General features: G+C 38.3%; 13 protein-coding genes. 1 reads left to right on the forward strand and 12 read right to left on the reverse strand.

What is annotated here, in order from left to right:
• Positions 1-232: 232 nt before the first annotated feature.
• The 8 genes from BZZ03_RS07965 to metK form a co-directional block, all read right to left on the reverse strand.
• Entirely contained in the window at positions 233-712 is a 480-nt protein-coding gene (locus BZZ03_RS07965; protein WP_086582960.1) for a nucleoside 2-deoxyribosyltransferase, read from the reverse strand.
• On the reverse strand, positions 696-1,250 hold the full coding sequence (locus BZZ03_RS07970) for an LOG family protein (RefSeq protein ID WP_017370553.1): 555 nt from the start codon (positions 1,248-1,250) through the stop codon (positions 696-698). The genes BZZ03_RS07965 and BZZ03_RS07970 overlap by 17 nt, the downstream gene beginning before the upstream one ends.
• Positions 1,247-1,903: a deoxynucleoside kinase gene (locus BZZ03_RS07975; RefSeq protein WP_019292455.1), complete on the reverse strand. Its 657-nt coding sequence runs from the start codon at positions 1,901-1,903 to the stop codon at positions 1,247-1,249. The genes BZZ03_RS07970 and BZZ03_RS07975 overlap by 4 nt, the downstream gene beginning before the upstream one ends.
• A gap of 246 nt (positions 1,904-2,149) precedes the next feature.
• Positions 2,150-4,477: a primosomal protein N' gene (locus BZZ03_RS07980; RefSeq protein ID WP_086582961.1), complete on the reverse strand. Its 2,328-nt coding sequence runs from the start codon at positions 4,475-4,477 to the stop codon at positions 2,150-2,152.
• A gap of 151 nt (positions 4,478-4,628) precedes the next feature.
• Positions 4,629-4,988 (reverse strand): DNA-directed RNA polymerase subunit omega, encoded by a 360-nt coding sequence (rpoZ, locus tag BZZ03_RS07985; protein ID WP_003133436.1) that lies wholly within the window; start codon positions 4,986-4,988, stop codon positions 4,629-4,631.
• A gap of 116 nt (positions 4,989-5,104) precedes the next feature.
• A complete protein-coding gene (gene gmk / locus BZZ03_RS07990) occupies positions 5,105-5,734 on the reverse strand; it encodes a guanylate kinase (RefSeq protein WP_017369120.1) in 630 nt (209 codons plus the stop codon).
• A gap of 152 nt (positions 5,735-5,886) precedes the next feature.
• Positions 5,887-7,503, reverse strand: coding sequence for a ribonuclease Y (gene rny, locus BZZ03_RS07995; protein ID WP_019294063.1), 1,617 nt, complete (start codon positions 7,501-7,503; stop codon positions 5,887-5,889).
• Between the two features lie 299 nt (positions 7,504-7,802).
• Complete coding sequence (gene metK / locus BZZ03_RS08000) at positions 7,803-8,996, reverse strand: methionine adenosyltransferase (RefSeq protein WP_086582962.1); 1,194 nt, start codon at positions 8,994-8,996, stop codon at positions 7,803-7,805.
• Positions 8,997-9,141: 145 nt separating this feature from the next.
• Between metK and BZZ03_RS08005 the strand changes: the two genes are divergently transcribed.
• The gene (locus tag BZZ03_RS08005; protein WP_017370548.1) at positions 9,142-9,891 is read left to right on the forward strand and encodes a biotin--[acetyl-CoA-carboxylase] ligase; all 750 of its coding nucleotides are present in this window, start codon (positions 9,142-9,144) and stop codon (positions 9,889-9,891) included.
• Positions 9,892-9,958: 67 nt separating this feature from the next.
• Here BZZ03_RS08005 and BZZ03_RS08010 read toward each other — a convergent pair whose 3' ends face one another.
• The 4 genes from BZZ03_RS08010 to BZZ03_RS08025 all read right to left on the reverse strand — a co-directional run bounded on the left by BZZ03_RS08010 (position 9,959) and on the right by BZZ03_RS08025 (position 13,461).
• Positions 9,959-10,318 (reverse strand): PspC domain-containing protein, encoded by a 360-nt coding sequence (locus tag BZZ03_RS08010; protein ID WP_017370547.1) that lies wholly within the window; start codon positions 10,316-10,318, stop codon positions 9,959-9,961.
• Positions 10,319-10,352: 34 nt separating this feature from the next.
• On the reverse strand, positions 10,353-10,553 hold the full coding sequence (locus tag BZZ03_RS08015; RefSeq protein WP_017369124.1) for a PspC domain-containing protein: 201 nt from the start codon (positions 10,551-10,553) through the stop codon (positions 10,353-10,355).
• A gap of 37 nt (positions 10,554-10,590) precedes the next feature.
• Positions 10,591-11,679, reverse strand: coding sequence for a DUF4097 family beta strand repeat-containing protein (locus BZZ03_RS08020; protein ID WP_061414469.1), 1,089 nt, complete (start codon positions 11,677-11,679; stop codon positions 10,591-10,593).
• A 150-nt stretch (positions 11,680-11,829) separates the two neighbouring features.
• Positions 11,830-13,461, reverse strand: a complete 1,632-nt coding sequence (locus BZZ03_RS08025; RefSeq protein ID WP_086582963.1) for a glucosaminidase domain-containing protein — start codon at positions 13,459-13,461, stop codon at positions 11,830-11,832.
• Positions 13,462-13,640 lie beyond the last annotated feature (179 nt).

Raw genomic sequence — 13,640 nt, forward strand, 5'->3', positions numbered from 1 at the left:
GTGCTCTTCATCCTCCTCTTTTATTTTTCATAAAAAATTTTTTCTTATCCTATAAAAAATGTGTGCCCTTTATTATAACATTTTCTTACCCCCTATTCCTTTTCATACCCTTAATTATAGGCTTTCAACTCAGCATAACTCTTCTTTACGATAAAAAAGAAAAAAGAGAGAAAATCAATACCTCTCTTTTTGTTATTTGTTCGCCCCGAAGTGAATAAAAAATAAATAATAACTATATATATTTGCCGGTATAAGGTATAGTTTGAGCTTTCATAAAATCATATGTTTCTACTTGCTCAGCTTCGGTAAAGAAGGCGGTATTTCGCTCTGTGAGCATAATATTTCCCGGTACATCTTCCTCAAAACGTACTAAGAAAGTCGGTTTGCCTTTCGCAATCGAATAGCCTAATTCCCATGCAGTGCCCGAATCAGTATCCTGGCCATCATAATCTAAGATGGCAACAATCACATCAGCAGCTTCAACTTCTTTAACATCGTTTTCCATCGTAGCTTTTGCCCACACTGGTGTAAATGGCTCAATATCCTCTGCTAATCCTTCTGGACGTTGGCAACGCATCGGACTAAAATAAGACGCTACTGTTTCATTACTTGCAAGTGCTGCTTCTAATTTTTTCACTTTTTGAATTTGACTCTCGCTGAAAAAGGGTGCTGCAAGATATACTTTTACTGCCTGTTCAAATGGCTTGTTCATAATTTAAATCTCCTAATAACTCCATTGCTTGTTCGGTTGTTTCAACAAGATGAACGGCTTCTAAAACTTCTAAAGATAACATTTCTTCTTGGGTTTGTTGTTGAATCATATTAAATAAAGGAAGATAAAAGTCTTTATCAATGAAAATAACTGGGCGAATTGCTGTTTGCCCAATACTCATTTCTGTCAAGAGTTGAAAAACTTCTTCCATTGTCCCAAATCCTCCAGGCAAAATAATAAATGCTTCGCCCAGATCAATCAACTTGCGCTTGCGTTCATCCATATTTTTGGCCAGATAGAGCTCTGTTGCATTTTGGCGAGGTGGTTCTAAAGGTAAAACCCCATCCGGGTAAACAGCAATAACTTGTCCTTTATTCTCTAGTACCGCATCTGATACAGCACCCATACATCCTTCTTGGGAACCTCCATAAACTAAGGTATGTCCACAACGCGTTATCGCTTCACCGAGTTTCTTGCTGCGTAATAAATGTGTCGGATTTTTCCCATCACGAGCCGATAAGAAAACAGTCAGATTCATTTGTTGTTCTCCTTCTCAATTTCTGCGAGTTTATCTTTAATTTGTTCAAGGACAAACAATTTTGCTTCTTCATCCTCAACAAAATCATACTTATCGCCGTCAATCTGAATTTTAGGACAAATATCAAAATCCTCAAACCATTTTTCGTAACGCTTATTTAACTCTTGATAATAGCCATACAATGAACTATCGTATTCCAATTGTTCAAATTCGCGTCCTCTTTTTTGGATACGTTCCAACATTTTTTCAAAGGATACACTTACATGAATCAATAAATCAGGGCGCTTTTTAAAAGTTAGCGTATTGATTTCCTCTAACATATTTTCCAATAAAGCATCATAAACCTCTACTTCAATCTCTGTTGCTCGTCCCAAATCTGCATTCAGGTGAAAAAGCAAACTGTCCTCATAAATTGAACGATCAAGCACGTTATTGTTATGCGAAAGTGCTCTTTTAATCGAGTCAAATCTCTTATTTAAAAAATAGATTTGCAACAAGAAGGCATATTTTTGTGGATCTTGATAAAAGAGAGGCAAAACCTCATTATCATCTACACTCTCATAGAACGCCTCTGTTCCCAGCTCTTCTGCTAACATCTCTGTAAGTGAACTTTTGCCAGCTCCAATTGTTCCAGCTAATACTAACACTGCCATTTTTTCCTTCCTAACTTTTTGTATTCTTACTCCCAGAATACTATTTGAAAAGGTTCATTGAGCTCATGAACACACTTTTTTTGTTCAAAATCGCCCCAACGCACAAACACAACATGTAGTGGCTAAAGGCATTTTTAATTATAACACAACACAACATATAGTGCTAACTTTAAAAATGTAAGCAATGAAAACCTGATAAAATTCAGACAATGTTCCACAAAAAAAACGACAAGTAGCTTGTCATTTTTATACAAAACTTTGGGGTTCACTATCGATAAGAACTCTAACATCTTTATTTTCACGTTTTTGTGTTAAATCAAGGACCTGATTTAAGACTTCTTCCAGTTGCTCCTCAAAACGATACTTCACCAGTATCTGATAATGATAAAGATTATGTGTTCGTGCAATAGGTTTTGGAGTTGGTCCTAATATTTTAGCCTTCTCTGATAAACTGGCCTTAATTATGCTTGCTATCTCATAAGCTTTTTTTGCAACTGTATCCTCATCCTTATGACTAACTAAGATCTGAACCGTAAAATAATAGGGCGGATAAGAAAGTTGTTGCCGGTAATACATCTCTTGACGGTAGAAGGCTTCATAATCTTGATCAGCAACAAGTTTAACCGCATAGTGACCTGGATTAAATGTTTGGATGATAACTTCACCTTTTTTATCCGCACGCCCAGCACGTCCTGCAACTTGCATGAGCAGCTGAAAACTGCGCTCACTTGCTCGAAAATCGGGGAGATTTAAACCAGTGTCCGCATTAATCACACCGACCAGTGTCACATTAGGAAAATCCAGTCCCTTCGCAATCATTTGTGTTCCTAAAAGTACATCTGCCTCATGATGACCAAATTTCTTTAAAATTTTCTCATGGGCATTTTTTGTTTTTGTTGTATCTACATCCATACGTAAAATGCGGATTTCTGGTAGAAGTTTTTCTAATTCTTCTTGAACCTTCTGCGTACCTGAGCCATAATACCGTATTTTTCGACTTTGACAGCTCGGACATGTTTGTGGAATCCCCTCTTGATGACCACAATAATGGCAATTCAAAGTTTTTGTATCCATATGAAGGGTCAAAGAAATATCACAGTTCGGGCATTCAACAACAAAACCACAATCTCTACACATCACAAAAGAACTATAACCCCGACGGTTAAGCATCAAGATTACTTGTTCATTTCGCTCAATTTTTTCGCGAATTTTTTGTAGTAAAATATCTGAGAAATTGGCCGACTTGTCACTAAGGTTATTACGCATATCTACGATTTGAACTTCAGGTAGGAAAGCTTGGTCATTAGCTCGATGTGTGAGTGTCAATAAATGATAAACATTTCGCTGAGCACGTGCTCGGCTTTCGAGACTAGGGGTCGCTGAACCTAGAACTAACCGTGCATGATGATATTGTGCACGTAATAAGGCAATATCTCTGGCATGGTAACGTGGGCTCGAATCTTGCTTGTAGCTTGTTTCATGCTCCTCATCAATAATAATAACCCCAATATTTTCTAAAGGTGCGAAGATAGCGGAACGCGCCCCCACAACAACCTGAGCTCGTCCTTCCTTTATCTTACGCCATTCGTCATATTTTTCACCGTCCGAAAGTCCCGAATGCATAATCGCAACTTTTTCCCCAAAGCGCGCAATAAAACGATTAGACATTTGTGGTGTTAGAGAAATCTCAGGCACCAGCATAATTGCAGTTTGTCCCTTTTCCAAAAAATGTTCAATAACCTGTAAATAAATTTCTGTCTTTCCTGATCCTGTAATTCCTTCCAGTAAAAAGGGCTTTTCTGCAGAAGAAACAATGGCCTCAAAGGCAAGTTGCTGCTCATGATTCAAAACTTTTGCTTTATCAGGAACGACAGCTTCAAAAACAGTCGCTGTTCTTGAAATCTCTTTTTCAGTCACTTCAACAAGTTCATTTTCTATAAAATACTTGATGATAGCCGAAGAAAATGGTAAGTCTTTTTGACGCACACTTGCTTCTTGGTTTAAAAGATAATCTTTCAATTCTGCTCTTTTTTTGGCCGCTTTGCCAATCTCAAAGGTGGCCAATTTAGCATTAGCCTTTAAATACTTTTCTGTTTTCTTATTTTCTTTTGACTTTGCAGAGTAGTTAACGGATAACTTTCCTGACTTGACATCTTTTAATGCTCGGACTTTTTGACTTTCACTAAGCGCGCTCCATTTGGTTTGAATGCCTTCTTGATTAGTCAAAATCTTATCATAGCTTGAATTCAATAAATTAGGCAACATGGCTTTCAGGCAAGAAATTTTGTAAGAAAAGACAGTATGGCGCATTTCATCTGCCAAGCGGAGTTGTTCCTTTGTCAAAACAGGCTCTAAGTCGAGCAGCTCCGCTATTTCTTTGAGTCCCTCTTCTTCCTCATCTACACTTTCAATAATAATTCCTTGAACCAGCCGATTGCCTTTACCAAAGGGAACATGAACGCGCATTCCTGGCTCAATCAACTCTTGCAATTCTGTAGGAATAGCATAGGAGAACGGTTTGTCTGTCTGCATCAGAGGAACGTCTACAATAATTCGTGCTGTTTTTTTGAACATTTTTCTCCTCTGCTTACTTCTTCTGTATCTAAATATAGTAATTTAATTATAGCAAAAAGAGCTAACCGAATGTCAACTCTGAATTTGGGATAAAGAAAAACTTCCAAAGATTTTCTATATAAAATAAATCTTTGAAAGCTTGTACCATTTCTTATTCAGCTGCAGCTGCAGCTGCTTTAGCTGCACGATTACCTTTTTGTTTTGCTTCTTCTTCGGCTTCTTCTTTCGCGATTTGTTCGCGGATAAGTTTTTCAGCCATTTTTTGTTGAAGACGTTCTAATTCACGTTTTTCTTTCAATGTTTCACGTTTAGCATCTGGCGAAGGGTGAATCGTTACTGTTCCTGCCGCGATTTCTTCCAAGGCTTGTAATGTACGTTTAACAGATTTAAATTCCATTGTAGGACGTTCACCATCACGTAATTCATGAGCACGTTTGGCTTCTAAAACCACGAGTGAATATTTTGAATCCACGTGTTGGAGTAATTTGTCAATTGAAGGTTCTAACATCATATCAGTTTCCTCTTTTCTTTTCTGTACGCTGTTGCATTGGATCTCAGTCACCAATGGGTTCTTCTTATTTAAAACAACCTAAGCGTCTTTCAGCTAAAATCTCAAGCCTCTTGTTTTTAATTTTTACCGTCTTCGTCTAACTTCTCAATCATATGTGCATAACGCTCCATTACACGATCGACACGATAATGTTCTGCCTCAATAATCTTGATGACACGTTCTGCAGCAAGTTCAACCTTATCATTGACAACAGCATAGTCGTATTCACTCATCAAGCGAATTTCTTCTTTTGCTTTCATCATCCGGTTATTGATTACTTCTGCACTATCAGTACCACGGCCAACAAGTCGACCACGTAGCTCCTCCAAATCCGGGGGCGTCAAGAAGACAAATACACCATCTGGTACTTTCTCCTTAACTTGCAAGGCTCCTTGCACTTCGATTTCAAGAAATACATCCTTACCTTCATCTAAAGTTTGATTGACATAGGTTAAAGGTGTACCGTAGTAATTGCCGACATATTCAGCATACTCTAACATCTCACCTTTACGTATCATTTCTTCAAACTCTTCACGTGTGCGGAAATAATAATCTTTTCCATCTACTTCACCAGGGCGTTGTGCACGTGTTGTCATTGATACAGAGTAATCAAAGTTATTTTCATTTTCAAAAATTTTCGCACGGACAGTACCTTTTCCTACTCCCGAAGGACCAGAAAAGACAATTAATAAACCACGTTCGGGCATCTTTTTAACCTCACTTATTGTTTACAATCTATTCTAGCAAAGTTGGGCTTATATATCCACTTCGCGTAACACAAAGTAACTTTAATTAACTCAATTGTAACATAACTTTTTTATTCTTCTTCAAAATAAAAAAGTACTGCTGGGAGTACTTTTTATTTTGCATAGTCAATAGCCCGTGTTTCACGAATAACTGTAACTTTAATATTTCCTGGATAATCCATCTCGTCTTCAATACGATTTTTCACATCTCGTGCAAGAATTACAATTTGATCATCTGTAAGCTTTTCTGGCTTAACCATGACACGAACTTCGCGTCCTGCCTGTAATGCAAAGGCACTTTCAACACCGTCAAAACTTGTTGAGATATTTTCCAAATCACGCAGTCGTTTAATATAATTTTCAATCGACTCACGACGTGCCCCAGGACGTGCTGCACTTAAAGCATCAGCTGCAGCAACCAAAGTAGCAATATTACTGTTTGGTTCAGTATCTCCATGGTGACTCGCAATAGTATTAATAACGATTGGATTTTCCTTGTACTTACGTGCAAGTTCTGTACCAATCTCGACGTGGCTACCTTCAACTTCATGATCCAGAGCTTTACCGATATCATGTAAGAAGCCGGCACGTTTTGCAAGACTCACATTTTCGCCCATCTCTCCAGCAAGGTTCCCAGCAACATTTGCCACCTCAACTGAATGGTCAAGAACATTTTGACCATAAGAAGTACGGAAATGCAAGCGCCCCATGATTTTCATTAAATCTGGATGGAGGTTATGTGCTCCCACTTCAAAGGCAGCTTGTTCGCCATACTCGCGCATCTTGTGATCCAATGCTTTGCGATTTTTCTCAACAAGTTCCTCAATACGTGCAGGGTGAATACGACCATCTTGAACCAGTTGCTCCAAGGTCATTCGTGCAATCTCACGTCTAATCGGATCAAAGCCAGATAATACAACAGCTTCTGGAGTATCATCAATAATTACGTCAATACCCGTCAAGGCTTCAAAGGTGCGGATATTCCGACCTTCACGTCCGATAATCCGTCCCTTCATGCCATCATCTGGTAAAGTAACTACTGATACCGTTTGTTCAGCAACCGAATCACTAGAGACACGTTGGATTGCAAGTGAAACAATGTTTTTCGCACGTTTATCAGCTTCAGCATGTGCTTTTTCTTCACTTGAACGTATCAGCTGTGCCATTTCTTTGGTTAAACCATCACGGGTTTCACTAAGAATGATTTCTTTCGCTTCATCTTTTGTTAAAGCAGCGATACGTTCTAATTCTTCTTGTTTCTTTTCTTCAATTTCTAAAAGTTCTTGCTCACGTTTATTGAGTGTATCAGTTTTTTTAGAGAGCGCTTCCTCTTTAGAGTCTAAGCTACGTTCTTTATTTGTAAGTTTATCATCCTTACGGTCTAGAACTTCTTCACGTTGTTTTAGGCGTTGTTCAGTTTCTTTTAACTCCTTACGATCTTGCTTAAATTCATCTTCGATTTCACGGCGTTGCTTTTGTTCTTCTTCACGAAGGTTAAAGCGTGCTTCTTTCTTGAATGCTTCTGCTTCGTCCCTCAGGATCTCCGCTTCTTTTCTTACAAGAGCAGCATCACGCTGTGCATTTGCCGTTATCTCATTTGCCTTGTTTTCTGCCTGCATAAAAAGACTCTCAGCATCTTGCTTGTTTTTCTTAATATTTTGGGCATAAAAAATAAAGGCAATAACCAATACAATCAACAAGACAAGCAGAACGAGTGATATGACGTTCATTTGTCTCCTTTTATTCATACCTGCCTTATCGCGGTTCAATAAGGCAGATAGCTTGATTATAATTCATATGTGTTTGCAGAGAAACACTCCTTATATTTTACCATTTTTTAGGATATGTTTCAATTAAGTATTTTACCGCTTTCAACTTTTTGACATTTTGATTTTAAAAGCATGATATCCTGCAGACTGAAAGATGAAAGATTATGATTAGTAAAACCAGTAAAGTAACTGCGTAATAACGTCCTTTATAGCATTTTTATAAAATAAAAAAACTGTGCATAATAACACAGTTTTGTTGTTTAAAGCAATTCTTTAAGTGTTTCAACCTTGTCTAAACGTTCCCATGGAAGATCAATGTCTGTACGACCAAAATGACCATAAGCGGCTGTTTGTCCATAAATTGGGCGGAGCAAATCTAGCATTTCGATGATACCAGCCGGACGCAAATCAAAGTTTTCACGGATAGCTGCCAATAAGATGTCGTCAGAAACTTTTCCAGTACCAAAGGTTTCAATATTTACAGAGGTTGGTGTAGCTACACCAATCGCATAAGACAATTGGACTTGAGCTTTATCTGCCAAACCGGCAGCAACAATATTTTTGGCAACATAACGTGCTGCGTATGAAGCTGAACGGTCAACTTTTGTGGCATCTTTACCTGAGAAAGCACCACCACCGTGAGGTGCGTACCCACCATAAGTGTCTACGATTATTTTACGGCCAGTCAACCCAGAATCCCCTTGAGGTCCACCAATAACAAAGCGACCTGTTGGATTAATAAAGTATTTTGTTTCATCATCAAGAAGATTTTCCGGAATAACTTCCTTGATTACTTTTTCAATGACATCTCGGTGAATTTCTTCATTAGTAGCTTCAGCTGCGTGTTGTGTTGAAATAACCACTGTATCTACACGCTTAACTTGTCCTGCTTCATCATATTCTACTGTAACTTGTGATTTTGCATCTGGACGAAGGTAACTGATATCACCTGACTTACGTAAGTCTGCTAATTTTTTCACTAGCTTATGGCTAAGTGAAATCGCAAGTGGCATATATTCTTCTGTTTCGTTGGTTGCATAACCAAACATCATCCCTTGGTCACCAGCACCGATAAGATCGAGTGGATCAATGATTTTTCCATCTTTACCACGAACTTCTTCTGCTTCGTTTACCCCTTGGGCAATATCTGGTGACTGCTCTACAAGTGAAACATGGACACCGACTGATTTGTAGTCAAATCCATTTTCACTGTCTGTATAGCCAATATTTTTGATTGTCTCACGAACCACTCCAGCAATATCAACATAAGCTGATGTTGATATCTCCCCAAATACATTAACTGTACCTGTGTAAACTACTGTTTCACAGGCTACGTGTGCATCTGGGTCTTGTGCCACAATGGCATCAAGGATAGCATCCGAGATTTGGTCAGCAACCTTATCTGGATGTCCTTCTGAAACTGATTCTGATGTGAATAGACGTTTTTCTGACATTCTTTATTTCCCCTACTTCTTAAGTATTTTTCGGTTACAGGCTTAATGGTAGTGATTGCTCACTTGGAGAGTTCTCTCCCGCCATCGGAAATTGTAACTCCTTTATTTTAGCACAAAAAGAGAATTTTTGATATACTTTGCCTAAATGAAAAATCCTTTAGATAAAAAAATTATTTTAGATGCTAATCCTTGGTTAAACGACGTTAAAATCCTTGATGAATCCATCTCAACACAGTTGGATGCTAAAGCTGATGGTCAAGCCAACACTTTATATATGTCTGAAAAGCAAACAGGTATTTATGGCCGTTTTGGGCGGGAATACTATGCCAGTCCTGAAGGAGGTATCTATATGACACTCCTCTTAAAGCCTGTCGGATCTTTGGGAACTCTGCCTAATTACACACTGCTTGCCGCTGCAGCTGTCGTTTCAGCAATTGAAACACTGACCACAAAGAAAGTAGATATTAAATGGGTCAACGATATTTATCTCAATCATAAAAAAATTGTAGGGATTCTCGCAGAGGCCCAAGTCCAACCAGATACGAGTTTGCAGGTCGCCTTGGGCATCGGAATAAATTTTCATATTTCAACATTTCCTGAAGCAATCGCTCACAAAGCCGGCTCATTATTTACAGAAACTCCTACAATAACACGCTCTGAGCTTGTTGCCAAAATCTGGTCAGAATTTCATCAGCTCTCTAAAAGAGACTTCTTTGAAATTTATAAAACTCATTCCTTCATTCTTGGGAAAACAGTAGAATTTGAGGAAAATAAAGTCTTATATAGAGGTACCGCAGTAGACTTAACACCATCTGGTCAACTCATTGTTCACCTTGAAGATGGTCAGATAAAAACTCTCTCAAGCGGTGAAATCTCGCTAAAAAACTGGACGTGATGGACGTCCAGTTTTAATTTTTTCATTTATATTATTAGGAGTTTAGGAAATTCGGAATTATTATTTTTTAAAAATCTGACCAGTCATCTTTTTTCTCATCTTCAACTGGTTCAGCCTCTTTCATCTTACGGCCAGATGAGTGAGATGAAGATTTGCTTTGCCAACGGTCCGCATAGCTTGACCAGTTTTCTTCATTTGTTCTGCGGTAGTTTTGTCTCCCAGCATTACTTCCAGCACTTGGAATAATCCAACTAGCAATAAAGTATACAGGAATAAGACTTCCCCAACTTCCGAAAGCTAAGAGGACATACAAGATCCGTACAAAAGTAATGATATCAGGGCTCCAACCAAAGTATTCACAGATACCTGCAATCGTACCCGTCAACATTCGATTGTTTGGTGATTTTGTTAATTGTTTTTGAGACATTTTCTTTCCTTTCTAGAAGCTGTCCTTCGAATGATTAATGAGGGCTAGGTATTAGCCAACTCGCTACGATATATACAAGTGCAAGTGTTCCAAAACTTCCTAAAGCGAAGAACACATACAAAATACGCATTAGTGTAATTATATCACGACTTAAGCCAAAATACTCGCCTACGCCAGCTATGGTCCCCGTCAGCATACGGTTACTCGATGATTTTGTAAGTTGTCTTTTAGACATATGTTTTCCTTTCTAAAAAGTTTGGAAGGATTTCTGCTTAGTCAATATCTTTAAGCCAGATTGTTCCTGATTTTGTTTCGAGTTCAAAGGTTAAAGTATCTGGACCAGTACGAACGACTGCCGCACCGTTACGACTTGCTTCAAAAGGATTATCCAAGTTCAAACGTGTTTTATAGCCACCAAAGACTGTACGCACATGTCCAACAAGACCGAGATATTCTGGTACAGAAAGTTTCACATCACCATTGACATTTTTCACCATTAATTTTCTTGGTGTATCTTGGTTTTGTGTCAAGAGAATATTCCCATTAACCAAGTTGACATCTCCATCTTCAAAAGCTGATGTAACTCGAATGTTACCATTGACTGAATTCAACTTCAAAACATTTGTTGAACCATCTAAAACTTTAATTTCACCATTTTTAATAGTTACGTTAATGTCTTTGTTGGTTGTTTCCACAAGTTCAACTTCACCATTGACTTGATCAATCTCTAAGTTATCCACTGCTATTTTTTCTACTTTAATATCCCCATGTGCAAACTTGAAATCAAAAGTTTCATACACTTTTTCAGGTAAGTAAAGTTCCAAATTAACAGCTGTACGCAAGCTATCAGATGTCGTAATCTCTAAAACGCCGTCGTTAACTTCGAGTTTTGTTTTTTCAGCCAGATATTCATCAATTTTTTCTTGATCCACTGCACCGTAAATTCTGTATTCAGCTTTTACATGAGCATTTTCACCAGGATAAACGGAAATTTTACCTGCCTTAATGTCTAAATTAACGGAATGAAAGTCGCCTTCAATATCTTTTTCCACAGTTTTTACTGTTGATTTTACTTTTGGAAAGCCTTTAGAGAAGTCGATATTGTCATCGATTGCTTTCGAAGCATCTTTGAACACTACTTTTCCTTTTGACACGATTTGGTCCATGATACCTTTGAAGGAGTCCATAAAGTCAACCTCGTGGTTAACAAATCCCTCTGTATCTGTATAATTAAATTTTTCTTTATTTTCGCTTTGGCCTTCTTCAGCCATAGGATTTGATTTATCAAGCAATTCCAAAGCTTCATCTTCGGTGATAATTCCCCGACGCATCAAGTCCATAATTCTATCTTTTTTATTCATTTTTGTTCCTCCTGTTATAGAACTGAGATCTGTCAATCTCTATATTTAAATTATCCCATACTTTATTGTGGATAATCTCAGTCTTTGGACTGATTTTTTTCTTTAACTTTTTTTAAAAAGAACAAAAAAAGGCTCTTACGAACCGTTTTTTTATTTTTTAGGTTGAATATATGTGGATAAACTTGCATCGCTTGCAGATATCGTACGATAATCCACAACATTGAGGCCTTTAACATTCATTTCGGAAACAAGGATTGAACCATCCTTATTTACTTTTTCCACAAAAGCAACGTGACCATACTCAGCAGAAGCTCCAGCTACACCCGGCGGGAAACTTACCGCATAACCCACTTGTGGAATAGTCGTTGTGTAATAACCTTGTGCGGCACCGTTTGAACCCCAAACGCCACCATTACCCATGAATTGGCCAATTTTTCCACCCAATTGGAAGATACGGTTATACACATATTGTGTACAATTTCCCCAAGCATAGCTTGAGGCACCTGGATATTGTTTGCCATCATATTCTGGGAATTTCAAGTCAGTCGGCATTTTTTCCAATAATGGACTTGCAGGAGCATCGAGATTTTTAAACTCATCTGACAAGTTTTCAATATCGTCATACTGAGTCAAGTTGTATTCTTTAATAATTTGAATGAGCTTAGCGGCATACTCCGGATCCGTAGCAAAAATTCCTTGCAATGAACGTGCTGCATCCTCAACACTGTCACTATTGACCTTCCAGCTTCCAGCATAAATCTTGCTGTTCCAAGTTGTCCCATGCAACATCAAGTTGATGTAATCTACAAGGGATTGGTCAAAATTATCATAGGCCCGATAAGTTCCCGAAGAAATTGTTACGGACTGTCCATTAAATGCACCAATGATATTAAACAAATTGTGGTAGATAGATGCGACATTACTATGTCCGTAGCCTGACTCCAAAATAGCTTGTGCAATAATTAAAGAAGCATACAGATTATTTTGTCCTGCAAGTTGTGAAATTCGAGGAGCAATACTTTTGATAAAATCTTCAACAGTTGTGTTGTTAATTTTTGTCAATGGAGGTACTGCAATATTTGTTTTATTGAATTTCAAATCGCCATCTGTACTTGCCTGTTTATAAGTCGTTACCGCATCCTGTGCTGTATAATTTGCTCCAGAATAAACGGGTGCCACATAATTATAGTTAGGTGCAGATGGAGCTGGTGTAGGCGCCGGTGCCGGAGTACTAGGTTTTGGCGTTGATGGTTTTGGTTTAGAAGGCTTTGGCTTAGATGGTTTCGGCTTTTCTGGTTTTGGTTTAGAAGGGTTCACAGGTTTACCAGGATCTGTTGGGTCAACTGGGTCTGTAGGATCTACTGGATCCGTTGGGTCAACTGGATCCGTTGGGTCAACCGGGTCTGTAGGATCTACTGGGTCCGTTGGGTCAACTGGGTCTGTAGGATCTACTGGATCTGTTGGGTCAACCGGGTCCGTTGGATCTACTGGATCCGTTGGGTCAACTGAGTCCGTTGGATTTGTTGAATCCGTTGAGTTTTCTGAATTACTACTGCTCAACTGCCCATCATCCCCAGCTTCAATCTTGTTTACCTCTGAGTTCTGAGTCACAGTATCTACATTCGTTACCACTTTGAAATCTGATGAAACAGTTGTTGTACTATCCGCATGAGCATTCGCACCAAAAGCAGCGACGCCTAATACTGCCGCTGCACTTAGAGTGACCTTTGGTAGAGCTTTACGCTCCTTTACCTTCATATGTTTATATTTTTTTTCAGCCATTGTTAATTTTATCTCCTCAAGTCAATCAAAAAATCTTGGTTTTATAATCTTTTTTTAATAAAACGATTGGTCACTTTATTCTAACAAAAATTATTATTTCACTCAACCAATATGAGCGATTATTTTACAGTTATTTCATTTATTTTACAAGCCCCCATTTCCCAAGCTAATCTGCTATA

This window comes from Lactococcus petauri (assembly GCF_002154895.1).
Taxonomy (GTDB): domain Bacteria; phylum Bacillota; class Bacilli; order Lactobacillales; family Streptococcaceae; genus Lactococcus; species Lactococcus petauri.

Bases quoted from the DNA above. Each gene is read 5' to 3' on its own strand.
- rpoZ (WP_003133436.1), bottom strand. From the start codon at position 4,988: ATGATGTTAGAACCTTCAATTGACAAATTACTCCAACACGTGGATTCA.
- BZZ03_RS07965 (WP_086582960.1), bottom strand. From the start codon at position 712: ATGAACAAGCCATTTGAACAGGCAGTAAAAGTATATCTTGCAGCACCC.
- BZZ03_RS07970 (WP_017370553.1), bottom strand. From the start codon at position 1,250: ATGAATCTGACTGTTTTCTTATCGGCTCGTGATGGGAAAAATCCGACA.
- gmk (WP_017369120.1), bottom strand. From the start codon at position 5,734: ATGCCCGAACGTGGTTTATTAATTGTCTTTTCTGGTCCTTCGGGAGTA.
- BZZ03_RS08005 (WP_017370548.1), top strand. From the start codon at position 9,142: ATGAAAAATCCTTTAGATAAAAAAATTATTTTAGATGCTAATCCTTGG.
- BZZ03_RS08020 (WP_061414469.1), bottom strand. From the start codon at position 11,679: ATGAATAAAAAAGATAGAATTATGGACTTGATGCGTCGGGGAATTATC.
- BZZ03_RS07975 (WP_019292455.1), bottom strand. From the start codon at position 1,903: ATGGCAGTGTTAGTATTAGCTGGAACAATTGGAGCTGGCAAAAGTTCA.
- BZZ03_RS08015 (WP_017369124.1), bottom strand. From the start codon at position 10,553: ATGTCTAAAAGACAACTTACAAAATCATCGAGTAACCGTATGCTGACG.
- BZZ03_RS08010 (WP_017370547.1), bottom strand. From the start codon at position 10,318: ATGTCTCAAAAACAATTAACAAAATCACCAAACAATCGAATGTTGACG.
- rny (WP_019294063.1), bottom strand. From the start codon at position 7,503: ATGAACGTCATATCACTCGTTCTGCTTGTCTTGTTGATTGTATTGGTT.
- metK (WP_086582962.1), bottom strand. From the start codon at position 8,996: ATGTCAGAAAAACGTCTATTCACATCAGAATCAGTTTCAGAAGGACAT.
- BZZ03_RS07980 (WP_086582961.1), bottom strand. From the start codon at position 4,477: ATGTTCAAAAAAACAGCACGAATTATTGTAGACGTTCCTCTGATGCAG.
- BZZ03_RS08025 (WP_086582963.1), bottom strand. From the start codon at position 13,461: ATGGCTGAAAAAAAATATAAACATATGAAGGTAAAGGAGCGTAAAGCT.